The organism is Pristimantibacillus sp. Z349TD_6 (genome assembly GCF_056173205.1).
The window spans coordinates 7,092,058-7,117,839 of record NZ_CM149662.1 but is presented as its reverse complement, the minus strand read 5'-3'; the positions used below and the strand labels follow the sequence as shown (position 1 = coordinate 7,117,839).

The 25,782-nt window shown below is 45.0% G+C and carries 21 protein-coding genes; 15 read left to right on the top strand and 6 right to left on the bottom strand.

Going from position 1 to position 25,782, the window contains the following annotated elements; translation table 11 throughout:
• The first annotated feature begins 8 nt into the window (after positions 1–8).
• Both AC0VYE_RS30820 and AC0VYE_RS30815 read left to right on the top strand, forming a co-directional pair.
• On the top strand, positions 9–884 hold the full coding sequence (locus tag AC0VYE_RS30820; protein WP_475444591.1) for a carbohydrate ABC transporter permease: 876 nt from the start codon (positions 9–11) through the stop codon (positions 882–884).
• 52 nt (positions 885–936) lie between these two features.
• The gene (locus tag AC0VYE_RS30815) at positions 937–2,508 is read left to right on the top strand and encodes an extracellular solute-binding protein (protein ID WP_076270321.1); all 1,572 of its coding nucleotides are present in this window, start codon (positions 937–939) and stop codon (positions 2,506–2,508) included.
• Positions 2,509–2,645: 137 nt separating this feature from the next.
• On the opposite strand, the gene AC0VYE_RS30810 is transcribed toward AC0VYE_RS30815, so the two are convergent.
• On the bottom strand, positions 2,646–3,758 hold the full coding sequence (locus AC0VYE_RS30810; protein WP_076270322.1) for a Gfo/Idh/MocA family protein: 1,113 nt from the start codon (positions 3,756–3,758) through the stop codon (positions 2,646–2,648).
• A gap of 113 nt (positions 3,759–3,871) precedes the next feature.
• Between AC0VYE_RS30810 and AC0VYE_RS30805 the strand changes: the two genes are divergently transcribed.
• From AC0VYE_RS30805 to AC0VYE_RS30795, 3 genes are all read left to right on the top strand, one after another.
• Positions 3,872–4,795 (top strand): AraC family transcriptional regulator, encoded by a 924-nt coding sequence (locus AC0VYE_RS30805; RefSeq protein WP_256711024.1) that lies wholly within the window; start codon positions 3,872–3,874, stop codon positions 4,793–4,795.
• 165 nt (positions 4,796–4,960) lie between these two features.
• On the top strand, positions 4,961–5,284 hold the full coding sequence (locus tag AC0VYE_RS30800; protein WP_076270323.1) for an AbrB/MazE/SpoVT family DNA-binding domain-containing protein: 324 nt from the start codon (positions 4,961–4,963) through the stop codon (positions 5,282–5,284).
• Positions 5,284–5,670 (top strand): type II toxin-antitoxin system PemK/MazF family toxin, encoded by a 387-nt coding sequence (locus tag AC0VYE_RS30795; protein WP_076270324.1) that lies wholly within the window; start codon positions 5,284–5,286, stop codon positions 5,668–5,670. The genes AC0VYE_RS30800 and AC0VYE_RS30795 overlap by 1 nt, the downstream gene beginning before the upstream one ends.
• A 109-nt stretch (positions 5,671–5,779) precedes the next feature.
• Here AC0VYE_RS30795 and AC0VYE_RS30790 read toward each other — a convergent pair whose 3' ends face one another.
• Entirely contained in the window at positions 5,780–6,688 is a 909-nt protein-coding gene (locus tag AC0VYE_RS30790; protein ID WP_076270325.1) for an AraC family transcriptional regulator, read from the bottom strand.
• A gap of 173 nt (positions 6,689–6,861) precedes the next feature.
• On the opposite strand from AC0VYE_RS30790, the gene AC0VYE_RS30785 reads away from it, so the two are divergent.
• From AC0VYE_RS30785 to AC0VYE_RS30775, 3 genes are all read left to right on the top strand, one after another.
• A complete protein-coding gene (locus AC0VYE_RS30785; protein WP_076270326.1) occupies positions 6,862–8,625 on the top strand; it encodes a glycoside hydrolase family 35 protein in 1,764 nt (587 codons plus the stop codon).
• Positions 8,626–8,835: 210 nt separating this feature from the next.
• Complete coding sequence (locus AC0VYE_RS30780) at positions 8,836–14,058, top strand: S-layer homology domain-containing protein (RefSeq protein ID WP_475444586.1); 5,223 nt, start codon at positions 8,836–8,838, stop codon at positions 14,056–14,058.
• A gap of 233 nt (positions 14,059–14,291) precedes the next feature.
• Complete coding sequence (locus tag AC0VYE_RS30775; RefSeq protein ID WP_475444584.1) at positions 14,292–15,413, top strand: glycosyltransferase WbsX family protein; 1,122 nt, start codon at positions 14,292–14,294, stop codon at positions 15,411–15,413.
• A gap of 62 nt (positions 15,414–15,475) precedes the next feature.
• On the opposite strand, the gene AC0VYE_RS30770 is transcribed toward AC0VYE_RS30775, so the two are convergent.
• Positions 15,476–16,747: a DUF1963 domain-containing protein gene (locus AC0VYE_RS30770; protein WP_475444582.1), complete on the bottom strand. Its 1,272-nt coding sequence runs from the start codon at positions 16,745–16,747 to the stop codon at positions 15,476–15,478.
• A gap of 138 nt (positions 16,748–16,885) precedes the next feature.
• Here AC0VYE_RS30770 and AC0VYE_RS30765 point away from each other — a divergent pair, with 138 nt between their 5' ends.
• Positions 16,886–17,239 carry a VOC family protein gene (locus AC0VYE_RS30765; protein WP_475449787.1) on the top strand — a complete coding sequence of 118 codons (354 nt, stop codon included), beginning with the start codon at positions 16,886–16,888 and terminating at the stop codon, positions 17,237–17,239.
• A gap of 355 nt (positions 17,240–17,594) precedes the next feature.
• On the opposite strand, the gene AC0VYE_RS30760 is transcribed toward AC0VYE_RS30765, so the two are convergent.
• Positions 17,595–18,197, bottom strand: a complete 603-nt coding sequence (locus AC0VYE_RS30760; RefSeq protein WP_076270331.1) for a TetR/AcrR family transcriptional regulator — start codon at positions 18,195–18,197, stop codon at positions 17,595–17,597.
• 339 nt (positions 18,198–18,536) lie between these two features.
• On the opposite strand from AC0VYE_RS30760, the gene AC0VYE_RS30755 reads away from it, so the two are divergent.
• The 4 genes from AC0VYE_RS30755 to AC0VYE_RS30740 all read left to right on the top strand — a co-directional run bounded on the left by AC0VYE_RS30755 (position 18,537) and on the right by AC0VYE_RS30740 (position 22,404).
• A complete protein-coding gene (locus AC0VYE_RS30755; protein ID WP_076270423.1) occupies positions 18,537–19,754 on the top strand; it encodes an MFS transporter in 1,218 nt (405 codons plus the stop codon).
• Positions 19,755–19,785: 31 nt separating this feature from the next.
• Complete coding sequence (locus AC0VYE_RS30750) at positions 19,786–20,847, top strand: LLM class flavin-dependent oxidoreductase (protein ID WP_076270332.1); 1,062 nt, start codon at positions 19,786–19,788, stop codon at positions 20,845–20,847.
• 246 nt (positions 20,848–21,093) lie between these two features.
• Positions 21,094–21,657: an adenylyl-sulfate kinase gene (gene cysC / locus AC0VYE_RS30745; protein ID WP_475444579.1), complete on the top strand. Its 564-nt coding sequence runs from the start codon at positions 21,094–21,096 to the stop codon at positions 21,655–21,657.
• Positions 21,658–21,681: 24 nt separating this feature from the next.
• Entirely contained in the window at positions 21,682–22,404 is a 723-nt protein-coding gene (locus AC0VYE_RS30740; protein WP_475444577.1) for a Stf0 family sulfotransferase, read from the top strand.
• Positions 22,405–22,532: 128 nt separating this feature from the next.
• Here the strand turns inward: AC0VYE_RS30740 and AC0VYE_RS30735 are convergent, their stop codons facing one another.
• On the bottom strand, positions 22,533–23,306 hold the full coding sequence (locus AC0VYE_RS30735) for a DeoR/GlpR family DNA-binding transcription regulator (protein ID WP_076270335.1): 774 nt from the start codon (positions 23,304–23,306) through the stop codon (positions 22,533–22,535).
• Positions 23,307–23,518: 212 nt separating this feature from the next.
• Here AC0VYE_RS30735 and AC0VYE_RS30730 point away from each other — a divergent pair, with 212 nt between their 5' ends.
• Both AC0VYE_RS30730 and AC0VYE_RS30725 read left to right on the top strand, forming a co-directional pair.
• Entirely contained in the window at positions 23,519–23,956 is a 438-nt protein-coding gene (locus AC0VYE_RS30730) for a DUF3888 domain-containing protein (protein ID WP_076270336.1), read from the top strand.
• Positions 23,957–24,064: 108 nt separating this feature from the next.
• Complete coding sequence (locus AC0VYE_RS30725) at positions 24,065–24,418, top strand: hypothetical protein (RefSeq protein WP_076270337.1); 354 nt, start codon at positions 24,065–24,067, stop codon at positions 24,416–24,418.
• Between the two features lie 143 nt (positions 24,419–24,561).
• Here the strand turns inward: AC0VYE_RS30725 and AC0VYE_RS30720 are convergent, their stop codons facing one another.
• On the bottom strand, positions 24,562–25,764 hold the full coding sequence (locus AC0VYE_RS30720; protein ID WP_475444574.1) for an MFS transporter: 1,203 nt from the start codon (positions 25,762–25,764) through the stop codon (positions 24,562–24,564).
• Between the last annotated feature and the right edge of the window lie 18 nt (positions 25,765–25,782).

The following is a 25,782-nucleotide window of genomic DNA, read 5'->3' as shown; positions in this document are numbered from 1 at the left end:
AACCAACGATGAAATCAACTAGTATTTCCGGCAAAATTTTTGATACAGCGAACATCGTGTTTCTTCTATTTTTGGCACTTATTACGCTATACCCTTTCTGGCATGTGCTTGTAGGTTCTATCCTGCCTTACGAAGAAGCGATCAAATCAAGCTTTAACTTGATTCCCAAAAAAGTTTCCTTTGAGGCGTACGAGTACGTGTTCAATAAAAATACGATTGTGCAATCGCTGCTTGTTTCCGTGTTCGTTACCATTGCGGGTTCTTTGTACCAATTGTTCATTACGGCAATTACAGCCTATCCGCTAATCAAGCAGGATCTCCCAGGCAGGACGACCATTTTTCTGTTTATTATTTTTACAATGTTATTTTCGGGAGGCCTCATTCCCTATTATCTGTTGATCAAAAACTTGGGGCTCGTGAATAATCTTGCAGTTATGATCATTCCAGCTGCGCTTAGCACGTACAACATGATCGTGTTAAAGACGTTCTTTCAAAATATCCCGATTGAACTGGAAGAGTCGGCCAAAATGGACGGCGCAGGATATATGACCATTTTCTTTCGCATTATTTTGCCGCTATCCATTCCTCCGCTTGCTACCATTGGCTTGTTTATTGCTGTAGGGCAATGGAACAACTGGTACCAGCCCATGCTGTTTCTGAACGATAAAGAGCTGTGGCCACTGGCAATGGTGCTAAGAGATATCCTTATAAACAATAATATGGCTTTGATGCATGGTGTGAGCTATGTCAGCGAAGACTTCATGTTAGCGGATACGATTAAAAATGCAGTGGTCATGGTTTCCGTCGTTCCTATCATTATTGTTTATCCATTCATTCAGAAACATTTTGTGAAAGGGGTGATGATCGGGTCTATTAAAAGTTGACCCTGTTGTCCGTACGATTTAATCTATTAAAAACTAGGGGAGTTGGACGTACATGTTTGGAAGAAAAAAACTTATCTTCTTGCTGGCAGTCGTTTCGTTGCTTGCAAGCGTTCTATCTGGCTGTGGAAATAATAATAGCGAGACGCCTGCCAAAAATAGCGAAAAAGAACCTAATAAAGCAGCAGAGCCGGTTGAGCTTTCCGTATTCAGTTGGATGTGGGAGGGTGCGGACGCGCCAGATTCGTTAATTTACAAGAGGCTGCAAGAGAAATTGAATATTCGGATTAAGCCGATTACTTCTTCATGGAACGACTGGGAAGAGAAGCTTAACGTTATGATTGCTTCTGGCGAAATGCCGGACTTGTTTGTCTCGAACGGTATCGGTAAACCGATTCAGTATCGCCAGTGGATTAAGGAAGGATTAATTCTTCCGCTTTCGGATTACGCTGATCAGTATCCTAATATTCAAAATTCGCTTGCGAATTTCGAGATGATTGCCAAAACAACAGGCGGCAAGCACTATGCACTACCTATTTATAATGAGTCCGGCAACAACAAGGAATCCATTAATGGGCATAACATTTTGGTTCGCAAGGATTGGCTGGAAAAGCTCGGCTTGGAAGTGCCAAAGACAATCGATGATTTTTATGCGGTAGCCAAAGCTTTTACAGAAAATGATCCAGACGGCAATGGGAAGAAAGATACTTATGGCTACACATCCAGCTCCGGCGGCGTGTGGTGGCAATATCCGATTTTCAATGCTTTTGATACAAGTACGGAGCGTTGGGAGAAGAAGGACGGCAAGTGGATGCCGGAGGTTATCTCAGATGAGACGAAGCAAACCTTAGTCTTCTTGAACCAAATGTACAAAGAGAAAATTCTTGATCCTGAATTTATGCTCAATACCGATGAGAAGAAGTTTGAAAAGTTCGTTACGGGTAAAGTCGGCATCATGGTTCATAATGTTAATGCAGCTGCTTATAAGGATCTTTCCACGAAGCTTCAGCAAGCGTATCCAAATAAGGACCCTAAATCGATGTTCACTTGGGTAGGTACGCTGAAGGGCAAGACAGGAATCCAGCGTATGGACGGCTCCAATAACTTCTGGTGCCAAACGGCTATCAACGCTAATCTCTCCGAAGAAAAACGGACAAAAGCGCTGGAGCTGATGGACTACTTGCTGTCCCCTGAAGGTCAGGACCTCATGCTAAATGGTATCGAGGGAGTGCATTACAAGAAAGAGGGAGACAAGATTGTCCCGCTTATGAGCGAAGAGGAAAGATCTAAGGACAAAGGCTTTACACTCAGAACGCTGGTATCGTGGAATAGCGATTATTTGCCTGACAATACGCCTAACAAAGAAGATATTTTGGCTATCGCCAAATCAACGGGTGATTATGCTGTTCCTAATCCTTTGGATTTCTTAAATGTTAGCGAGGAAGCGCTTGATCCAAGCCTTACTGGCCAGCTTAACGATTTTGTTAATGAGCAGGTCATTGAAATGATCGTCAACTCCAAAAATGTCACAGCAGATTTTGACAAGTTCAAAGAAACTTGGATGAGCAAAGGCGGCACAAAAGTCATCGAAGAAACGAACAAGCAAGCTACAGTAGAAGGTCGTTAAGCATGAGATTTTAATGCTGCTTGAAAAGAAAATGTGCAGGCAATGGTCTAATAAACCATTGCCTGTGAGCAAAAAAAAGACGATCGGATTCTGCTATATGCAGAATACCGATCGTCTTTCATTCTAAGTATGGTGAGCTAGTCCCATGAAATGTTTTGGAATGTTCTTGTCTCAGCGGATTGCTTCGCTTTCAGACATTGAAGTGCGCTAAGCAGACCGCCCTCAATTGGACTGATGGATGTATTCGTTCCTTGCATAACTTCAATAAAGTTGCGGGCAAGCACCATATCGCCGCCAAAGTGGCTAGCATCAGATTTGATTTCATAGGTTTCTACTCGCTGCGTATGATGCATAAATACTTTCACCGTTTCGGTGTAAAAATCAAATTCAACTGTGCCCTTGTAGCCAAGAAAACGTGCGCCGCGTGCAGCAGCACCTTTGCGGGCATAGAAGTTTTGGGAGTAGGAGACATGCATACCGCTGTCATAGTAGACTAAGGCGCTTCCGGAATCCTCATTCCCGGTATCCGTACCAAATACGCATTGCGAGGATTCATCGAAGGCGTGGCTGTCAGGGCAGGTTTTGTTCTCCGTGCAGTCGACGCATTTCAGCCCTGCAGGCTTATCGCCTTTATAAATTTGTTTGGATGTCATCGCGCAGACGCTGATGGGCGCGAGCTGCAGAACATGATTAATATAATCGAAATCATGCGTTGCTTTTTGCAAGAACAAACCTCCGGTCAGCTTCTCATCGCGATACCAGTTGTGGTAGTAAACGGAGCCGTAAGGAACGTTATTAACAGCCTGTACATGCTCGATGGTGCCAATTTTACCTGAATCAACGATTTCCTTAACGAGCTGAACGATCATGGATACTCGCAGAGGAAAAGAGACCGTGACAGGTGCATTTGTCTTGTCTGCGGAAGCTTTTAACCGAAGCAAATCCTCCATCGACGTAGCGACTGGTTTTTCCAAAAACAACGGAATACGTGTGGGGAGCACCTTTACAGCCATTTCCGTATGGAGATGGCATCTTGTGCCAATGAGTATACCGTTAAGACTGGCGGAAGCAAGCATCTCCTCCGGTGTTCCATAAAACGCCGTATCCTTTACCTGCTGCTGGTGCTTCTCCTGTATCATTTGACTTTGCGGGTCAACAATGGCGGATACGTTGCAGGTTGGATCAATTTTTATCATTTCATTAATAACATGCTGAATGCGAGACCCATAACCAATGACGCCAAGCTTCATGATCAATGCCCCTTTCGTGGTTGTTGAACTGGTTACATTATAAATAACAACGACCACCTATGGCTTTGTTCTCATAGACGCATTATTTGTCATTTAGAGAAGGTGAAGATGACATGCTTAAAGGAGATGAGATCGACATGATGATTGATTTAGAGCGAACTCATTTGAATTTAGTTTTGGATATACGCAGCATCATTACGATGTTTTATTTTGAGTTTGGCAAGGATTATTATTTTCCCGGTGAGAGGCATAACTTCTGGGAGCTGGTTTACGTCGACAAAGGCGAAATCGAGGTGCGGGCTGATAATAAGCGTCATAGCTTGAAGCAGGGCAGCCTTATTTTTCATCAGCCGAATGAGTTTCATAGCTTAACGGCGCTGCATGGCAAAGCTCCGAATGTGATCGTCATTACGTTTGATTGTGATTCCAATGCGATGAAGAGCTTTGCGGACAAGGTGTTTCAGCTTGATCATGAGCAACGAAACCAAATGGCTCGTATTATTAGCGAGGGCGCTAACGCCTTCACTTTTCCATTTCATTATCCGCTCGTTCGCAACCTTCGCCAGCCCATTGGCTGTGAGCAGCTGGTCAAATGTTATTTAGAGACCTTTCTCATTCTGCTCCTGCGCGAGGGTGCATCGATTGACAATGGACGTGCCCCGTTGCTGCTGCCTAAGGAGAAGGATGAGGACAAGCTGGTGTCCGCCATTGTCGCTCTGATGGAGGAACGGCTATCCACGCAGCTATCGCTAACAGAAATCAGCCATGCCCTGCATATCGCGAGTACAAAGCTGAAGGAGCTCTTTAAGCGGAACACTGGGAAGACGATTATGGAGTACTACGCGCATATGAAAATTGAAAAAGCTAAGCTATCGATTCGCGAGGACCATTATAACTTTACCGAAATATCGCGGCAGCTAGGCTTTAGCAGCGTCCACTATTTCTCTAAAGCCTTTAAGCGCGCAAGCGGAATGAACCCGTCTGAATACGCGAAATCGGTGAAAGCTAGGAGCCGAATTGAGCAGGGGGTGTATTAGGGTAGGGAATGGTGTAGAAGTTTTCATTCATGGAACAAAAAAACGGCCATTGCTTGCATCGTTTGCGGCAGGGCTGTCTTTTGATTGAATTTATTACTGAATGTATCAGATCTTTCTTTTTTGTATATACATATGTATATACAGTGTAAGGAGGAGGTGTTAAAATTGAAGCATAAAACACCTAAGGAGTTGATTCATGTGTCGATACCCGCTGCTCCTATCGCTAAAGCTACTTTTCGTCCGTGGGGAAACAGCCTTGCGCTTAGATTTCCAACTGAAGTATTAAAACTCGCTGCGTTAAGCGAAGGCGTAGAAGTTGGATTCCATATTTCAGGTGAAGGAGAAGTTGTGCTTCGACCATTATACCCTGCAGCTGATGATCAAGAGGGGCTTCGTGCATTATTTCTATCGCTTCGCGGCTCTGCTTCAGATGGTGTAAAGAGTCAAGAAGAAGAGCTCTACGAGCCAATGGGGGATGAAATGATTTAATGGCTATTACAGGAACTGTTGCACGCGGGAGCGTAGTCTGGTTGAACTTCTATCCTCAAAGCGGAAACGAACAGGCTGGTTATCGCCCAGCAATTGTAATATCTGATGGACTCATTGATCCAACACACTCTAACTTAGCCCTTGTCGTTCCTGTTACAAGTCCAATAAAGCCGGGTTATCCCTTCCATATACCTGTACCTGCCGGAATTGCTATCGACGGTTCCTTAGCTGGAGTACCATATACAACCTTGAACGGTGTTGTTTTGACTGATCACATGAAGTCACTAGACCTAAGCGCGAGGAATGCCGTTGTCATAGGAGAGATTTCTCTCGGCTCCCCGTTTTATAAACAAGTGGTTACCTACCTACGAGCTATTCTCGCCTAACAGCGTGATATAGCTTTTTTTTGTTTTCCTCGTTGCTAGCCTTCCTCAATGGCCAGCTGTTTGATATTCTATTCTCCTTCGTTTCCTGACCCATCGATAATAGCTAAACTCACCTATTCGCATCGTTCACAGGCGTGTGGCGATATTGGTTTGGCGAAAGTCCGGCCCATTTGCGGAATTGTCTGGAGAAATGATTGACGGAGCGGAAGCCGAGCTGCTCGGAGATCGCATAGACGGTTAAGTTGGAGGTGACAAGCAGCTCCTTTGCTTTTGTCCATTTTCTCCTGCTTATATATTGACGCGGGGATACGCCATATACTTTGGCAAAAATTTTAGAGAGCTGGCTGCGGCTTATATTCATTTCGGATGCGATGGCGGTAATAGACGGGTTGGCTGCAAAATCGACAGTGAGCCGTTCCTCGATGGAGTGTGCCACGTCGGCTTCATAGGCGGAAACTTGGTTGCGCGGGTAAACGTCATCCGCAGCCGCAGGAACTTCCAGCATGAGCAGGATTTCCTGAATGATCAGCAATACGTAAGCTTGAAGACCAAGCCTTTGGTGAAGCGGCAAAGAGATTTGTATAACGTCGGGAGAAAACAAGGTACTATCGGAAAGCAGCTCCTGCTGCATCAATTGCTCCAGCTCTGGAACCAGATGGGGCAGCTTGCTTTCTTTTGCCCGAGCTGCGGGAATCAACTGAAAGGGCGCGACTCCCAGCCTGCTTCGAATATCGAGGTCGTCCAAGTCAAAGTGGATATTGAAAAAAGCATATGGCGATGGGTACGGATTGGCGATAGTGTGATTAACCCCTGGTTTCAGCAGGATCCAGTCGCCTTGGTTTAGAACGGCTTTTTCCCCGTTAATCTCTTGCACTGCCGCCCCTTCCATACAGTAAAGCAATTCGTATAGAGGATGATGGTGCTTCTTATACGACCAAGCCGCCGGCTTAATGCCGAAATGACAGCCGACAATTTGCAGCGTGTTGATCATATTTTGAAAGTTGATTATCATGTCCATTGTTACTGCCCCCGCCCTATAATTAATGTGGTTAGATTATAGCACAAGCTCCCAGCTTCAAACGTCTCTTTTGGCACAAAAGGTTAAGTATATGAGGATTTTGTGCATTGTCCGAAAGATGACGCAGCCGCTACTATTAGAAGCATAACAAGTTGATTTGGGAGGTTTTTATGATGAGCCAACTTTCTATTCAAGGCAAAGAGCTTATGCTGGGCGAGCATCCTTTTCGGATTATATCCGGGGCGATTCATTATTTTAGAGTTGTACCTGAGTATTGGCGTGACCGTTTGCAAAAGCTGAAGGCTTGCGGATTTAATACGGTTGAAACCTACGTGCCTTGGAATTTTCATGAGCCGGACGAGGGGCGTTTTGTATTTGAAGGAATGGCCAATATTGAGCAGTTTATCACCATTGCTGGAGAGCTTGGCCTTTATGTTATTGTGCGCCCAAGTCCATATATTTGCGCAGAATGGGAGTTTGGCGGACTTCCTGCGTGGCTGCTTGCTGATCCGGGAATGCGGCTGCGGTGTTATCACAAGCCCTTTTTGGACAAAGTCGATGCATACTATGATGAGCTGATTCCACGGTTAACGCCACTTTTATCGACAAATGGCGGTCCGATTATCGCTATGCAAATCGAGAACGAGTACGGCAGCTACGGCAATGATAAAGCGTATTTGATCTATTTGCAGCAAGCGCTAATCCAGCGCGGGGTAAATGTACTGTTGTTTACATCGGATGGGCCGGAGGACTTTATGCTTCAGGGAGGCATGGTTCCGGGCGTATGGGCTACCGTTAACTTTGGGTCCCGCCCGACGGAAGCTTTTGAGAAGCTAAATGAGTATCAGCCGGATCAGCCGTTGATGTGCATGGAATACTGGAATGGTTGGTTCGATCACTGGGGGACAGCGCATCATACCAGAGACGCAGCGGATGTAGCGAATGTGCTGGACGAAATGTTTGCTGCCGGCGCATCGGTCAATTTTTATATGTTCCACGGCGGCACCAATTTTGGTTTTTACAATGGTGCGAACTTTCAGGACAAATTGGGTCCGACCATTACAAGCTATGATTATGATGTGCCGGTTAGTGAATGCGGCGATATTACGGAGAAATTCCATGCGGTGAGAGAAGTCATTGGTAAATATACAGATTTGGGTCCGCTGGAGCTGCCTGCCCCCATCGCCAAAAAAAGGTATGGAACGGTTAATATGACTGCTCAGGCTAAGCTGTTCGCTTCGCTCGACAAGCTGTCAACGTCAGTGCAAAGCACATGCCCAGAGGCGATGGAGCAGCTCGGACAAAACTACGGCTTTATTATGTATTCGACAAAGCTGACGGGACCAAGGCTGGAAAGCAGATTGAATTTACAAGAAGTGCATGACCGCGCGCTGATCTTTGTTGACGGGGTGTATAAAGGGGTTATCGATCGTTCGGACAAAGAGCATGATATTCAGTTTTCCGTTCCGACGGAGGGTGTAGTTGTAAGCATACTGGTTGAAAATATGGGGCGGATAAATTATGGACCGCATATGAAGGATTGCAAGGGGATTACGGAAGGCGTTCGATTTGGTCAACAGTTTCTGTACGATTGGGTGATCCATCCGCTCCCGCTAAATGATTTATCTAAGCTTTCATTCGGTCCTCTTGATGAAACGGGAGATGTTCAGCCAGCCTTTTACTCCGGTGAATTCATGATCGATGAACCTGCTGATACCTTCCTAAATATGAAGGGCTGGACCAAGGGCGTTGCCTTTATTAATGGCTTCAACTTAGGGCGCTATTGGGAAATCGGTCCACAAGGGACAATGTATATTCCCGGTCCGCTGCTGCGAAAAGGGAAAAATGAAATTATTTTATTCGAACTGCATGGCTGTAAAGACCCAAGCGTCTTGCTGCAGGATTACCCAGTTCTAAATATTTCAGTTGAAAAATAAGCTTTTGTTGCAAAATGATGATGCAAAGGTCTGCGTTGCTCCTTTAGGAGCCGCAGGCCTTTTATATTTCGTAATTAGCATATCAGAAAAATTTAAAAACACATGATATGTTAAATGGTTAATACATGTCCTAGTAAAAGTTCGAGGTGCTATATTGGTGAAAGTAAAAAAGCATAATTTTAATTACACTTTGAATGGAGGAAAATGAAGATGCAGAGCGCAATCAAACATCGATTTATTTTGATCGTGATGGCTTTTTTGCTGGCGATGATGAGCGTTCCACAGGTTATGACGGTTACGTCGGCCGCAGAATCCAATCGGGTTCTACTACAAGAGGATTTCGAGGGTACAGACAACCTGCCATGGACTTCGGTCAGCGGTACATGGAACAAGGTGAATGAGGAAAGTGTGGAATTATTTTTTGAAGATTTTGAAAATGAAAACGCTGTCAGATGGGCGAACAACGCCGGATCATGGTCTAGTGTTCAAAACGGATCATCGCATAGCTACAAGCAGAGCAATGACAACAATGCTTCCGATCTGATAACAGGAGATGCTTCTTGGTCGGATTATTTCTTAGAAGCGGATGTTAAGTTAATAAGCGGTACAGGGGCCATGCTGAAGTTTCGTTATATGGACGGCCAGCATTATTACTTCCTGTATATGAGTGATAACTATATTAAAATCATGAAGCAGGATGGTTCCAACCAGGTATGGTTGAAGCAATATAATGGCCCAAGCCTTTCTCCTTCGAATTTTGTCCGCATTAAGGTTGAAACAACAGGCAATCAAATTAAGGTTTACCGGGAAGGTGAAGAGGTGTTGTCTACTACAGATGAAGATGGGTCTGATCCCTATCTGACGGGTAAAATCGGACTTGCTACATGGGCAACTGTCGTGGAATTTGACAACATTAAGGTAACGAAACCTGCATCGAATCAGGTTTATAGCCAATTGGATGCGAATGGCGGGGAATCGTATGCTGGTGACAATGCTTGGTCGTCGTATTCTATGCAAGCGCTAGTGAGACCAACTGCGATTGAAGAAACAAGCACAGTCGGTATTTCTTTGCGTCGACAAGATAACGGAGATGGCTATGTCATGCGTTATAATGGCAACGGAAATATTCAAATTGTAAAAAAGGAGGGCGAGAATGAGGCGATTCTTGCGGAAGCTCCTTATCAAATAGAACCCGGAAAATCCTATACCCTTAAAGGGGTTGCAGGCGGAAACGACTTAGAGCTTTATATTAATGCTTCCAAGTTGCTGTCAGCAGTGGATAATACATTCTCCACGGGTCATATTTCATTGCTAGCAACCGCAGCGACGGCAAGCTTCGACAACGTGGTCGTAACCCGCATTGCCATGCCGGTTGTGTCTCCCGGAAATACGACTTATTACGTCAGCTCCAGCACAGGTGATGACGACAACGATGGTTTAAGTGAAGCTGCTGCGTGGAAAACGCTGAGCTTTGTCAATGCAGCAACGTTCCTGCCCGGAGATCGTATTCTTTTGAAATCGGGAGACAGCTGGAATGAGCAGTTAATCTTGAGGGGTTCGGGTACCGAGGAGGAGCCTATTCAGATTACTTCTTATGGAACCGGAAACAAGCCAGTTATTTCATGGAATGCGCCAACAGGCGGCGGTGTCGTAACGGGTTACAACTTGAGCCACTGGCTTATTCAAGGGTTAGCGGTCGAAGCTATACCTTCAGCAACGCTTTCTTGGGGCAACATTACGAACGGCATCATTGTACAATACGATAACTCGCGGCTTCATACGGGACTGACGATTGACGGCAATGAAGTGTACAGCTCGAGTCCAAACACCAATACGAACGGGATCGTTATTTCATCACATGTTCCTGGGACGGATTACAAAGAAGTAGCAAAGGACATTGTCATATCCAACAATGATGTGCATGATTTAGGCTGGTATGGCATAACGACATCAGGCTGGGATATCGCAAAGCAAGAAGAGCTGCGCTCTCAATTAACTTACGACAACCTGAATGTGCTCAGCAATAAGGTCTATAATATGGGCAGTCAAGGGATTGTCGTGCAAAATGCTCATAACTCAGCTATTCAATGGAACGTTGTTCATGACGGTGGCCAAGCGTCCTCCGACTATGGACCAGGCGGCTTGTGGTATATTTCCTCGCGGGACTCCGTTATTCGCTTCAACGAGGTGTATAACATGAAGGATTCCAGTTCCGGCTATGACGGAGCGGGCATCAATATCGACTGGTATTGCGACAACATCACGGCCGAATACAATTATGCTCATGATAATAAAGGAAATGGCTTCACCACCATGAGCAATTACGGCTCTAAAATACTGAGCAACAAAGTGAAAGGCAATAAGGGAGAGCAAGGAAATGGAAGAGGGCAAATTGCTCTAGGAAGCTTCACAGGCAGACCGGATCTATCGACGGGACTTCACGATATAGAAGTAGCGAAAAACACGATCATCGTAGATGTTGAAGGTACTTCCGGCATTAACAGCGCTTCAAATCCATATGGGACATGGACAGGAAATAGCATTCATGACAACAACATTGTGCTGAAAGCGGGAGTTCCGAACACCTCTGTGTTCAATATCGGCAACGATACGCTGCTGGATGTAATGAATAACAACCGCGTATTCAGTGAACAAGCTGACTTCCGTGCGAGTCTCTATGGTACAGCATATACCAGCTTGGCGTCTTGGCAGGCGGGTACGAATTACGATCAGCAATCTCAGGTGCATGCTCTGGATACTGCTTCACCAATGCTTGTTCAAAACGTCATGGCCACATTTACAAATGATGTTCAGCTAACTTGGCCAGCCGCAGCCGATCAAGGCGGCACCATTGCACACTACAATGTTTATCGCAGCACAACTGCCGAGTTTACTCCTTCTTATGCAAATATGATAGGCGAGTCCGAGCAGACATCCTTTACGGATCGGGAGCGGGTGCAGTCGAACACGATCTACTATTATAAAGTAGAGGCCGAAGACCAAAGCGGCAACACAGGTGCTGCATCAGCACCCGCTGCGGTCACAACGGGAACAGTCTTGTCGGCACCAGTAAATTATAAGAAGGTTGATTTTACTATTTTGCGTGATGGGAATCAGTTAAGCGTGGCCGACTTGCCGGTAGTTCCTTTTTTAGCCGGGTTTACGAATATTCAAAAGGTTGAGTTGTATGTGGATGACGTTAAGGTGCAAGAAATGACTACGCATCCTTACGCGACTACAGTGACAGGGCTAAGCAATGGGGAACATCGCTTAAAATATCGTGTTTACGAGCAGTCTGGAGCCGTGACGGAGTCCAGTGTGGCGCGAATCGTTAAGCAAGTTAACGCATTGCGAAGTGTACTAACAACGGATAGTCCGACTATTGACGGCAATCTTGCCGATTGGTCCTCACCGGATTTTCGAATGGATCAGCTGGCTCAGGTTAGAGGCATTGTGAGCGGGTTTGAAGAGGGATGGTCGGCTCAAAAGCTATCAGGCGCAGGGTATACAAGATGGGATCATGATAACCTATATTTTGCCATGGAGGTAACGGAGGATCAGCACAACCTGCCGATTACGGATGCGGCTGACTTGTGGAAAGGCTCCAGCATTCAGCTTGCGATTGATCCGCAAAGAAATAGCGCTCCCGGCGCTAAAGGCTACACCGAGCTTGCGTTTGGCCTGACCAACGAAGGTCAAATGCTTGGTTATCGCTACAATGCCGTCGCTGGACGGGCTGCGGGTCCGTTTACGGCTGGTTCCTTCGTCATTACACGCGATGAAGCGACTAAGAAAACCAGTTATGAGATTGCTATACCGTGGACGGAGCTTTTGCCAGAGGGCGTCTCCATTCAGGCAGGTTCTGCACTGGGCTTGTCTGCTCTAGCTAACTATAGCGATGGCACTCGTCCGACTTCAGGTAACAGCGATGCCCGAAACGGATTGATGGAGTACAATAGCGGTATTGGCTCAGTCAAAGACCCTGTTCAATTCGGCTATTTGATATTAGGCGAGCAGCCATTCACGATGTCGAACCTAAGCCATACGATTTCCAATCAAAAGGTGAAGCTGAACTGGTCTGCTGCGGCAGGTGCAACAGGGTACAGCGTTCAATATGGTACACAAAGCGGTGTGTATACGAAACAATTAAACGCTGGAAATGTAACGGAATTTAACGTTGCTGGGCTTGCGGCGGGAACTTATTATTTTGTGGTGAAGGCGTACAATTCCTACGGTGAAAGCCACCTTTCACAGGAGCTGTCTGTGATAGTGCCTTCTGATAGTGGCAACGGTAATGGTAATGGAAACGGAAACGGAAACGGAAATCCGAATCCAAGCACAGAGCCGGAGTCTACCATTGTACGGACAGTACAGATGAAGGATGGGGTTGCTTATGCGGAGCTAGGTGTTGACCATAAGAAAGCAGTCATTTTGCTGAGTAGTGTAAGTAGTGCACCGCTTCGCGTACAACGAGACAATGCTTCGGTTACAATTAGCAAGGAGATATGGGACGCACTGAAGGCGCAGGCTGGAAACGCTGTAGGCGCTTCGGTCGAGGTGCTGTTAAACCCGATTGTGGATTCGGCGCAAGCTCCTCTTACAACCGGTAAGCAGAACGTTCAATTAAAAGCTGCAGGCTCGCAGTACGAAGTTGGCATCTATTTGCTAACTGCTGACAAACGAACTGCGGTAACAGAGCAAGGTTCAAAAGGTGTAACGCTTTCGCTTCCTTACAATTCCGGCGAAGTTGATCAGGAGCTTATCGGAATATATACCTACGATGAGGCTGCTAAGCAGTGGAAGTACGTTGGCGGAAAAGTAAGCCGAGCCAATAAACAAGTAAACTTTGCCATGGATAAGCTGGGGACGTATGCTGTACTCAAATACAAAAAGGCATTTACTGATGTCCCTTCAGGACATTGGGCAGCGCGTACGCTGCAAATTCTTGCAGCTAAGCACATCATTAATGGAACAACAGACTTGTTGTTCTATCCAGAACGCAAAACGACCCGTGCGGAGTTCGCTGCTTTGCTAGTCGCTGCGCTGCAGCTTAAGACGGACGGTGCAAAGTCAACATTTGATGACGTTGCTTCAGATGCTTGGTATGCAGACTCCATAGCAGCAGCCGTTAAGGCAGGAATCGTATCGGGACGAGGCTCAAACCGCTTTGCACCGAATGAAACCATTACCCGTGCAGAAATGGCTGTTATGGCTGTCCGTGCTCTAGGGCAATCCATCAAGGAGGGCTCGAATAGCTCATTCGCGGATAAGGATCAAATCCCAACGTGGGCATTGCCTTATGTTGCTGCAGCGTCCGAAGCTTCGCTTATGAAAGGATTAGGCAATAACCGCTTTGCCCCTGTGCGGGAGGCATCTCGCGCGGAGGCCGCTCAGCTTGTGCTCAATTTGTTCAACAATTTAGAGGGAAATTAGGAATCGCAGTAGTTGTAAAAGCAGAGCGCTGCCCTTGGGCGGTGCTCTTTTTTGTGCACCCAGCCTGATCTCTGTCTTAGAGTTCATGCCCTAAATGCTTGTCGCTCAATAGATCATAGAGTATTATTGGGAATAATTAAGCAATGAATAGTTTTGTGGAAAATCTACTAATTATCCCGAAGGTTTGACGTCAGTTGGATTGCATTTCGTACTATTATTCAGGAGGGCTTCGCATGAAGAACATGAATAACTATGATGTAGCTGCTTATGTCTGGCCGGCTTATACAGGGGACGAACCAAGAACTAGGATGTTCTGGCCGGAGGGGATGGGGGAGTGGCAATCTGTCAAGAACGCCGTCAAGAAGTTTCCTAAACATAATTGGCCGCGCAAGCCGCTGTGGGGCTACTGCAACGAAGCGGACCCTTATGTGATGGAGATGCAGATCAACGCGGCGGCGGACCACGGCGTCAATGTATTTATTTACGACTGGTACTGGTACGACAAGCGCCCTTTTTTGGAAAATTGCCTCAACGACGGTTATCTGAAGGCAAGAAACAACGATAAAGTAAAATTTTATTTGATGTGGGCTAACCATAGCGTGAATAATACGTGGGATATCCGCTTGTCGCATGATATGGAAGGCGCCATGATTTGGGATGGTGCGGTCGATCGCAAAGAATTCGAGATCATCGCCGATCGTGTGATTAAGCTATATTTTAAGCATCCGTCTTACTACACGATTGATGGCAAACCAATTTTTAATATTTACGATCTAGCCAATCTGATGAGAGGCTTGGGCGGTGCGGAAGAAACGAAGGATGCATTCACTTGGTTCAGAGCCAAATGCGTCGAAGAAGGCTTGCCTGGCTTACACCTGCAGCTCACTTTGTGGGGAGAGCAGAACTTCAATCTCAGCGGCGTTGACGGCGGGGAAAAGGTAACGGCGAAAGAGATTGTGAAGCTGCTTGGCTTCGACAGCTTGACCCACTATCAGTACGTTCATTTCGTGAACGTAGACCGTGATTACAACGAAATCATGGTGGATGTCGTTCAAGAGTGGTCCCGCATTGACGCAACATACGACATTCCGTATTATCCGCACATCTCGGTTGGCTGGGATAATAATCCGAGGTTTAAGGAACGTGTTCCGCTTGTTGTTCAGAACAATACGCCAGACAACGTTCAGAGGGCGTTTGAACAAGCGAAGCAATATGCGGACACACATCCAGAGCAACCTCCGCTCATTACGGTGAACAGCTGGAATGAGTGGACAGAGACGAGTTATTTGTTGCCGGACGATTTGTACGGGTACGGGTATTTAGAGGCGATAAAGAAAACATTCGTCAAATCGTAAGCGCGGAGAGCTCTTTGAGGTAATCAGACCCACTCTGAGTGGGTCTCTTCTCCGATTTCAAATCATGTCTGCTGGAAGCTTGTCGCTGACAACTGGCAACTACGGCATAGGAAGGTGTAGTAAATACCTTCACTATTTCCGACTTGCTCCATGTCCAGCTGGGCAATGAATACCATTGTTTGCGTACAGCTAGGGCAAGACGGGTATTTAGCATCCTGAATCCAAGTCGGATGCCCTCCAATTTGTGTGGCAGGTACTTCAAGGGTCCAGTACGAAGCTTCATAACTGCCTCTAGGCTGGTCTACCATGTGTAGCAAATGGACAGGCTCTGTATCCTCATAAATCTCTCGAGAAAAATGCTTCGGCAGCTGATTATAGGAACTCCAGCTCAAATGACCTTGATAATCAATTTCCATGAACTGCACACCATAATAAGCAGCGCACCGCATACATGCAGCCAATCGCAAACGTTCACCTTCAAGATTCAGAAATTGCAGAACCGGGTCGAGGAGATTGCAATCAAATAGTACTTCTATTGGGCCGTCGCACCATGGGCAGGTGTGATTACTGTCCTTAAGCGCAAGCACTGCTTTATTTTCAGTAAATTGATCTTCATCCTTAAATGCATAGCGAACCGAATAGAATAATGTTATCTTATTTCCCTCATCATCCAGCTCCCAACCAGCTTCATGAGTATAGCTTTCAGGGGATACATAAAGTTCGCTAGCCCAGCTTGGAGCTGATTTCGCCCAGCTATCAAACTGACATACAATCTCTTCATCTCCTATCCAAGCAAGGGCTGACAGTAGATGGTTGCGATTCTCCTTATCGTGATGAATCCGTTCCATGATTTTGTTTCTAGTGGAAGGCAGAGCATCTTTGAAAAGAATCCCTGGATAAAAACATTCTTTTTGTATTAACGCATCCAAGCCAAGATGGATGGTTGCCTGAGCGAAGCAAACGAGCGATAACAAAATTTCTTCGGCCTGATCAAGTTCCCCCTCTTCAATAAGTTGTACAGCATACGCCTCCATTTGAGCGACTTCCTTTGGAGTGAGGTTATGATAGAGTTCCTGTTCGCTTTTTGGGTAGGAGAGAAGGACCTCTAGCGGATCATGTTTTTTAGGTGTATGCATGATTTTAAGAATTTCAACGGGTTCGGTAACATCTTTATAAGGATCGACAAATCTACGATTGCGGGCAATATAGTCTTCCTTTTCCAATCGAAGCTTTTTTTGTTGGCAGGGCATACATATTCCGCCTGTCTTGGCTGCGGTAGCTGGTAAAATAGTTGCTACGCAGCCTTCTGTTTGGCAGGGCAGTCGTTCCGTCATTAGCTCACCTCTAGTAAAATGAAATTTTGCTTTCTATCTTTATTATCCTTGTCATTGAAAAGGTTGTCACTAGCATTTAATCGAATTATAAACGAGAAGAAGCATTAGTAATTATCGAATAATGATGGGAGGATTATGATGAGGGTCAAACGGATCGTCACGAATATTGAAACGCAGGATATTACCGCTGCAAAACGCTTTTATGAGGATGTACTCGGTCTTGAGTTATTGATGGATCATGGTTGGATTAGAACTTACGGTTCGAGCGAAGAGATGAGTATACAAATTAGTTTTGCCACACAAGGGGGATCTGACACGCCTGTGCCTGATATGTCGATTGAAGTCGATGATCTCCAAGCTGCATTTGATGGCATGAAAAATGCTGGGTTTCCAATCGAATATGGCATCGCTGTGGAGCCCTGGGGTGTTCGGCGTTTCTATGTACGGGACCCATTCGGTAAGCTTATCAACATTCTTTCTCATGAGCATTGAGGCAAAGTAATATAAACCTTAATGTCTGCACACAAACGGTGTAGTTTCAATACAAACCGTGTCGTCCAACACAAACAGTTTTCTGTCTGCAAGGCTACTGGAGGTGAACGGATGGATATATTGAAATTATTAGAGGGATTATTGAGTTTAGTATGTTTATATTTAATTTATTTAAGTATAAAGAAGAAACAAGGTACTTCAAATTTAATAGGTCTCATTCTTATATTGTCAGCCTCATTGATTTTATTATTTTTTACAGAATGAGACAAACGGATAAAGCCCGCCGACCAACAGGTCAGTGGGCTTTATTTTTATGTGGTGCATAGATGGAAATAACGTTTATTCTTCTACTGAATTACTGACCGTGAGCGGGTGCTTCTTTAAGCTGTGCAAGTATGATTTCTATCGTATTATCAATAAATGATTGTTCGGGACGTGCTTTCAATATTACCGTTAGCCCAATTAACGATACGATTAGCGACTGCGATAAAGCCTTCGCGTTTACTGAAATTTCGAGCTCACCTGATTGTATGCCCCGTTCAATGGTCTCTAGAAATATGACGGACAGGTACATTTGATGTTCTCTTGTGAGAATTTCGAATTTTTCATCATGCGGCGCAAGCTCGACTATCGTATTGATGCTAAAGCATCCACGGTTGCGATTTTCTCCATATTCCTCAGCAACAACCCCTTCAAAATAATGGCGAAAGGCTTCCTTAACAGAGGAATAGCTCTGAAGCTTGGTTCGAACGAGAGCAGCACGCGACATCGTATATTTGCGCAGTGCAGCTTCGAATAATTCTTTTTTGTCACCAAAAGCTGAGTATAGGCTAGGTCGTTGAATACCCATTCTGGAAGTTAAATCGCTTAGTGAGGTAGCCTCATAGCCCTTCTCCCAAAACAGCTGCATAGCTGCATCCAATGCTTTTTCTTCGTCAAATTCGCGGGTTCTTCCCATAGTCAAACCTCTCGGTACTCTTTATTTTCTAGTGAATGAATCAAATGCAAAAGACAATCGCGTCTATTTACGTACCAATTGGTATAGTATTATTTTATAATTTGCGATTTATAATGTCAAATGAAAGATCCGTTAATCACAATATAATCTTGGTTTTTGACCTAAAACTATGTGAAAACATTTTTACGTTGACAGAGATCGTTTTTATGCGCTATATTTACCGTGCAATATAACGTACCGTTCGGTACATAATATTTTTGTTTTTAAAATGAATAAAGAAAAGGTGTGTTTGAAATGGAGGAGCTTAGAGAAAAAGCAGCAGTTTATAAGAATGTAAGGATGAATTCATCGCAGGGAACAAATAACGATCGCGATTCGGTTCGGGGTTCCTCGATGTCTCGCTTTGTCACACTGTTGTTTGCGGTTGCCTGCGGGATGTCTGTTGCGAATATCTATTTCGCACAGCCGCTGCTCGATAATCTGTCGATAGCGTTTGGCATTGACTATTCAACCATTGGCATTCTGATTACGATCACCCAAATTTTTTATGGATTGGGATTGTTATTGTTGGTACCGCTTGGAGATTTACTGAACCAGCGCCGACTCATTATCGGTCAGATGTTATTTTCCGTAATCGCTCTAGTTATCGTTGGGTTTGCCTCTTCCAGCTTGATGCTTTTCGCAGGCATGGCCTTGGTGGGACTGCTTGCTGTTGTAGCCCAGACGCTAGTAGCATTTGCAACGACCATGGCTGCCCCTGCCGAAAGAGGACGTGTCGTTGGCGTGGTAACAAGTGGAATTGTCATTGGCATCCTTCTTGCACGAACGATTGCAGGAGTATTAACAGATATAGCGGGTTGGCGTTCCGTATATTTATTTTCTGCAGCATTGATGCTTCTTATGGTTTTTGCATTATTTAAAGTTTTGCCAAATGTGAAGCGGGAAAGAAAATCACTGTCCTATCCCGAGCTGCTTAAGTCGGTGTTTATGTTATTCGTACAAGAGAGGGTTCTGCGTATCCGAGCAGTTCTGGCTATGCTGATTTTTACGGCTTTCAGTATATTGTGGACTTCATTAGTGCTGCCCCTGAGCGCACCGCCATGGTCTCTTTCTCACACTGCCATTGGGGCGTTTGGCCTCGTGGGAGCTGTTGGAGCGTTAGCTGCTGCAAGGGCGGGAAAGCTTGCCGATCAAGGTTATGGACAGAAAACGACGGGCATAGCTCTGATTCTATTGCTCCTATCATGGTTGTTAATCAGCTATACAGATCAGTCGCTATTCGCCTTGGTTATTGGCATTGTTCTTCTTGATTTGGCTGTGCAGGCGGTACATGTCACGAATCAAAGCATGATTTTTGCATTACAAGCGGAGGCTCGCAGCCGGCTTGCAGCGGGATACATGGTTTTTTACTCCATTGGAAGTGCCGTTGGTTCGATCTCATCGACGCTTACCTATGCCCATTACGGCTGGGACGGAGTATGTTTGCTCGGAGCATCGGTTAGTACACTCGCTCTTCTGTTTTGGGCAATGACGAGGCGTACTGCCCCTGCCGCATGAAAATAAATAATATAAACAGGAGAGATTGACCATGGAAATAGGAATAACTTCGTTTGTAGAAACAAAGCCGGATATTCATACTGGTGCAGTAATAAGTCATGCGCAGCGATTGCGTGAGGTTGTCGAGGAAATTGTCCTTGCCGATCAAGTGGGACTTGATGTATTTGGCGTAGGTGAGCATCATCGGAAGGATTATGCAGCATCTTCACCTGCAGTTGTGCTAGCTGCGGCTGCCTCACAGACGAAACGGATTCAGCTAACGAGTGCAGTAACGGTGCTTTCTTCATCTGACCCGGTACGTGTTTTTCAGGATTTTGCAACGCTCGATGGTATTTCAAATGGACGTGCGGAGATTATGGCTGGTCGGGGTTCCTTTATCGAATCTTTTCCACTGTTTGGCTATGATTTGAATGACTATGACGAGCTGTTCGAGGAACATCTGGAATTGCTCTTAAAAATACGAGGGTCCGAAAAAGTAACCTGGAAGGGCGGGCATCGGCCTGCCATTCATGATTTAGGCGTATATCCTCGGCCTGTTCAAAATTCGTTGCCGATATGGGTAGGCAGCGGAGGCAATCGGGACTCTGCAATCCGTGCTGGACTGCTCGGGCTGCCATTGATGCTTGCGATCATTGGTGGAAGCCCGATGCAATTTGAACCACTTGTACAGCTTTATAAGAAAGCGGCTGCGCATGCCGGCCATGATGAATCGCGACTTAAAGTGGGGTCTCATTCCATAGGTTTTGTTGCAGAAAATACGGATCTAGCAGCAGATACATTTTTTCCTTCCACGCAAGCAGGCATGAATAAACTGGGGAAAGAGCGAGGCTGGGCTCATTATGACCGTTCCAGCTTTGATGCTGCGCGCAGCTTTGAAGGAGCACTTTATGTGGGTGATCCGGAAACCGTTGCTCAAAAAATAATTCATCTTCGGAAACATGTAGGCGTTACGCGTTTTATGATGTACGTGCCTTTAAGTACTATGCCGCATGATCAAGTGATGAGAGCCATTGAACTGTTAGGAACAGAGGTTGCGCCGCGGGTCCGAGAGGAAATTGCCAAGTGGGAAGCGGAGACGGAAAAAGAATCATAATTCAGCTGCAGTTATTAAACAAAAAGGAATCAACAAATTGGAAGGAAATGTAGAGTTATAACAGCGCGTGCCGATCTCAATCGGTGCGCGCTGTTTCAGTTAAGCTTAAAAATGGTGCAAGAGTTGCTCCCCCACAAACAGCTATAATGAATCATTACCTTGCCTGCATCCATCCCAATTTTTTATACTAAAAACAAACAGATGTCATGGTGGGCTTCGGCTTCACATCGAAAGGAGGCTTCGGCTATGCAAAGGACGAGTTGGGAAAAGTGGAATGGTCATAATGGTTCTATTTTCTGGTTAACGGGGTTGTCCGGTTCAGGAAAAACGACGCTTGCTTGCGGAGCGGAGAGTGAGCTGCTGAGGCGTGGGATCAGATGCATCATCATTGACGGCGATCGATTGCGGCAAGGCTTGAATCGGGATCTTGGATTTACGGAAGAGGCGCGACTGGAAAATATGCGCCGTGCAATGGAGATTGCGGATATGTTTCTAGAGAAAGGTTTTGTTGTCCTTGTACCGATGATTTCCCCTTATGAATCGTACCGAAAGCAGATCAAGCAGCGGTTTGGGCCGGATGATTTTGCTGAAGTGTATGTGAAATGCTCACTGGAGGCATGCGAACAACGTGATCCCAAGGGCTTGTATCGCAAAGCGAGAGCAGGAGAAATAAAGGATTTTACGGGCATTGATTCCCCTTATGAGACGCCGATACAACCTAATATGATCATTGACACGGAGAAGTATGGCGAAGCAGATGCTATAAATGCGCTTGTTGCGTACATCGAATCCCGATTAAACAATATTTAGACTAGAGAGGGGGGGGATATATGAATGAGACCGGAAAAAAGCTATACGATATGGTTTTCACAGCGTACAGGGAGTACCCTGCTGAACGAAGCTCTTTCATCAACTGGAGTGGCCGGAGATCCTAGGGAATGGCTGCTCTCCAAGGACCCCAAGACGATGACGCTGGAGCAAATGGAGCAGATGTGGCGGGAAGGTACTTCGTCAAATGGTGTTTTTGGCTTGAAAACAAGTATGAATAGCGAATGGATTACTGCATTTCGGAACATCTTTCAATTGCCAGAAACGGCGACAAAAGCAAGCGTATGGCGTGCAGCTTTTCCGAATTGCGATAAACATATTTATATGACGAGAAGAAATAAAGTCCGTTTAGCCGTGTCTTGGTGGCGGGCCATCGTATCCGGAGAGTGGCATCGGCAGCATGGCCAAAAACCGCAAGAGCATGATATTGCCGATAATTATAATTTTGATGCAATCAACCATTTGTTCATCGAAAGCTCGCTTCGGGAAGCGGCGATGGAGGACTTTTTTACGGAAGAAGGGATCGTTCCACTTACGATCGTTTATGAAGATTTTATTCTCGATTATGAGGGAACAGTGCTGAGGGTGCTGGATTTTCTGAACATTCAGTCGGAATCGGTGGAGGTTGCTCCGCCAGTTTTCGATAAGTTAGCAGATGATGTGGCAGAGCAATGGGTGCAGCGTTACCGTCAAGAGCGACAAGCGGGAAGCGAAACAAAAGTGTGGTAATCGCGATTAATTGATGTCTTAGCTCCTAGTATAGGCGCAAGCATTCTCGGTTTTTCCCTAACGCTCGGATACAAGCAACCGCGATATAGCAAGACGGAGCTGCAGCCGCAGCCCCGATTTAAGAATGATTAAGATACCTCTGGAATCTGAGCAATTAACACTTTGACACCTTTGTTCTCAATATCCTCAATAGCAGTTATGCTGGCTTCACTATCGGTAATTAATAGATCCATATCGGTAATGGGGCCTTCTTTTGCAAAAAAATCGACGCCTAGCTTCTCATGAGGAGCTAGACAAATTCGTTTTCTAGAAATTTCGACCGCCGTTCGTCCTAATGAAGCTACTTCTGGAGAAGAGGTGCTTACCCCGTTTTTGGAAATTCCGCCCCCAGCAACGAAGCACAGATCTAAAGTGAATTGTCTAAGAAACTGATTAGCGAGTGTATCGGAAATGTTTCCGGAACTCTTCACTTTGCCGCCTATCAAATAAACATCAATTTCTTCACGATCCTTCAACACATCAGCCACTCTGATTGCATTCGTAACCACCGTAAAAGGTACCTCAGGAAGAAACTTTAACATGCCGTAATGGATGCCTGCACTGCCTATAAATACAGTATCCTTTTCTTGTATAAAAGAAGCTGCTAATTTCGATATGGCATCTTGATGCGGTGAAGCCTCTTTATAACGAAGGTCTGGCGGGAGCGGGGCGCTGCGCACTTTAGAAGCTGGTATTGCGCCGCCATGCGTACGTTTGAGCAGCCCTTTCTCCTCCATAATCGATAGATCTCTTCGGATGGAATCAATCGACAATTCAAACATATCCGCTAGTTCCTTGGCGAGTACTCTGCCGTTTTTTTGTAGCAGCTCAATAATCTTGTCACGACGCTCATCGGTAAACAAATCGAATCGCCTCCTCTGGATTTTATAACCAGTTACAATTCCATATTATTCTGTTTTATTCAGTTTTGTCAATCTGTTTTATTCATGTTAATTCTGTTTTATTCGCGTTTTGGTTGAGGGGCCGCTTTTAAGAGACCAATACAATTCATTCACATAAAATAAGTCTCATTAGGCATACTTTACACAACGTACACCTAAGGAGACTCTGCTCTATGAAAAAAATTATTGTTCTAGTCATTGCCATGGTGATATTAACGCAGCAACCGAGTACCGCTAAGATGGACGAGCGGCCACAAGAGTCGAGAGAGCTTATGTTCCAGGACATGCTAATGCTGTTTTTGCTGCCGCATATCAATATGAAAATTGCTGAGATTTATTCGGATATATTAACGGAATCACCACTGGTATATCCGTATTTTGTCGAGGTCGAACAGGTTCAGCGCGTCAATGGTTTTAGAGGATTTCATTTTTCAATCACACTTGATGTCATTCCTGTAGTTGGTCCGCACATTTCAGTCGGAGAGGACCGATTGACGTTTGATATATCGCCGATGAATCCTGATCAAGTAAAGCTAGTAGGCTGGAAGCATATAAAAGGCCCGCAGAAAGGTGATTTACCGCCAAACTGGGAACATATTTTAAAAAGATAAGGTACAAATTTGAGCTTTATAGATGACTAACTATACCGATAGAGATGTACTTGCATAGTTTGAAGTAGACCTATTTCAACATTACTAAGAAAAGGAATGTGATTCGAAGTGGAAAGAAGAAAAAGAGCTCGTATAAGCGCAATTCTTCCTACTGTAGATGAACCATTTAATGACTTTAGTCAACCGGTTGATTCTACTTTTGAGCCTGGTTTTGAAAGAGCAGGGTCTATGTTTAGTCGAATCGGCGGTATTGATGGAATCATGTCCATGATGGGAAGAATGCAGCAGTTGTTTGGCTTCGTTCAACAGATCCCTCCTACTTTCAAAGTAGTTGGTTCGTTTTTTGGACCAAAGGCAACCGTCAGCAATCTATCCAGGAAACCAGCAAGAATAAAAAATAAAAAATACGACGCAAAATCACGGACAGCCGCAACTTCGCGTCGCACGACAAAAAACAGATAGTGTAACGTAGAGCAATCCTTTTATTAAAAGCAATAAAAAAAAGTTAATCATAGCGATTTAATCTAATCTCCCATCTAACTTGCGAGTTCGCTTTTTCGCGAGAATAGTTGGGTGTTTTCTTTGATTTAATCCCTAAATCACGGCTAGTGCTTCATTTTGCTCAAATGCTTTGGCTTTAATCTAGCGATGATAGGCAGCGTTAGCAGCAGTACGAAGCTCGAAGTCCCATACACAAAAATTAAAGAGGTCGCTTCTTTCAGAAACCCTGAGCAAAACGTACCGAATAACATAAATCCGATAAAGACAGGAACCATCACACCGTTAACCCGGCCAACGTATTCATCCTGTACGGATTTGATAAATAGCATATTAAGCAGTACTTGCAGCACGGTATAAAATAAACCGACCAGCAGATGGAATGATGCGGTCAACCAAACGTAAGTGGAAAGCGCCTGAACGAGCACTCCCGTCGCCGTTACAATAATAACAACGGTAAATATTTTCCGAGTTTCAAAACGATTGCCAATAGATGCAGCTATTAATCCCCCAGCTAGCATGCCGACTCCGTATAACATACTGAACCATTGCAAATTCTCTTTCGGCAATTGCAGTCTTTCCGTCAATATAAATACATCGAGCGGTTGAATAAGTCCCCAAGACAGGCCATCAATAGCAAACCATACAGCTATAACAACCAATATTCTATTTTGACGAAGGTAGATCATGCCCTCTTTAATTTCTTTCAGAACAGAGCTGTTTTCTTTTTTCTCTTCACGGGTCTGTTTAGGAAGAAACGAAAGAAAGGAGGCAGAAAGGGAGAATAGAATCAATAAGCTGTATAAGGATACCTTAAGTCCAAAATTAACGTAAATAGCGGTACCGATGACAGGCCCAACAATCATGAAAATCGAGTTCATGCTTTGCGTTAAACCAACAGCTGCTCCAACATGCTGCGGTTCGACATAACGTTTAATGAGCTTAATGGATGATGGCTGAGAGAACTGCGTAATAATAGTTGATACGAAAGTGGCTATATAAATAGCTGGCCAGAAGCCTAGATCCAAAACGCCAATGATGAGCAAAATAGATACGATACTTAATAAGTCAGCTATAATCATCGTTTTTTTGGGATTCCACCGATCAACGAGCGCCCCGCCTACAAGGGCAACAGCGAAGATAGGGAAATATTCTATAACCGTCAGCATCGACACAGCGACCGGGTCATTATTTGATTTTTCCAATACAAAAAAGAGCAAAGCAATGTTCCGTATCCATGTACCTATATTTTGCAATAAATCAGAAGCGGTAACTAATAAATAAACGCGATTACTAAATAATGTTTTCATATGGTTTCACCTATTATG

Excerpts from the sequence above, each read along its gene's own strand:
- AC0VYE_RS30820 (WP_475444591.1), top strand. The coding sequence starts at position 9 with ATGAAATCAACTAGTATTTCCGGCAAAATTTTTGATACAGCGAACATC.
- AC0VYE_RS30750 (WP_076270332.1), top strand. The coding sequence starts at position 19,786 with ATGGAAATAGGAATAACTTCGTTTGTAGAAACAAAGCCGGATATTCAT.
- AC0VYE_RS30765 (WP_475449787.1), top strand. The coding sequence starts at position 16,886 with ATGAGGGTCAAACGGATCGTCACGAATATTGAAACGCAGGATATTACC.
- AC0VYE_RS30780 (WP_475444586.1), top strand. The coding sequence starts at position 8,836 with ATGCAGAGCGCAATCAAACATCGATTTATTTTGATCGTGATGGCTTTT.
- AC0VYE_RS30730 (WP_076270336.1), top strand. The coding sequence starts at position 23,519 with ATGAAAAAAATTATTGTTCTAGTCATTGCCATGGTGATATTAACGCAG.
- AC0VYE_RS30740 (WP_475444577.1), top strand. The coding sequence starts at position 21,682 with ATGAGACCGGAAAAAAGCTATACGATATGGTTTTCACAGCGTACAGGG.
- AC0VYE_RS30755 (WP_076270423.1), top strand. The coding sequence starts at position 18,537 with ATGAATTCATCGCAGGGAACAAATAACGATCGCGATTCGGTTCGGGGT.
- AC0VYE_RS30810 (WP_076270322.1), bottom strand. The coding sequence starts at position 3,758 with ATGAAGCTTGGCGTCATTGGTTATGGGTCTCGCATTCAGCATGTTATT.
- AC0VYE_RS30720 (WP_475444574.1), bottom strand. The coding sequence starts at position 25,764 with ATGAAAACATTATTTAGTAATCGCGTTTATTTATTAGTTACCGCTTCT.
- AC0VYE_RS30805 (WP_256711024.1), top strand. The coding sequence starts at position 3,872 with ATGCTTAAAGGAGATGAGATCGACATGATGATTGATTTAGAGCGAACT.
- cysC (WP_475444579.1), top strand. The coding sequence starts at position 21,094 with ATGCAAAGGACGAGTTGGGAAAAGTGGAATGGTCATAATGGTTCTATT.
- AC0VYE_RS30795 (WP_076270324.1), top strand. The coding sequence starts at position 5,284 with ATGGCTATTACAGGAACTGTTGCACGCGGGAGCGTAGTCTGGTTGAAC.
- AC0VYE_RS30775 (WP_475444584.1), top strand. The coding sequence starts at position 14,292 with ATGAAGAACATGAATAACTATGATGTAGCTGCTTATGTCTGGCCGGCT.
- AC0VYE_RS30785 (WP_076270326.1), top strand. The coding sequence starts at position 6,862 with ATGAGCCAACTTTCTATTCAAGGCAAAGAGCTTATGCTGGGCGAGCAT.
- AC0VYE_RS30790 (WP_076270325.1), bottom strand. The coding sequence starts at position 6,688 with ATGGACATGATAATCAACTTTCAAAATATGATCAACACGCTGCAAATT.
- AC0VYE_RS30815 (WP_076270321.1), top strand. The coding sequence starts at position 937 with ATGTTTGGAAGAAAAAAACTTATCTTCTTGCTGGCAGTCGTTTCGTTG.
- AC0VYE_RS30770 (WP_475444582.1), bottom strand. The coding sequence starts at position 16,747 with ATGACGGAACGACTGCCCTGCCAAACAGAAGGCTGCGTAGCAACTATT.
- AC0VYE_RS30760 (WP_076270331.1), bottom strand. The coding sequence starts at position 18,197 with ATGGGAAGAACCCGCGAATTTGACGAAGAAAAAGCATTGGATGCAGCT.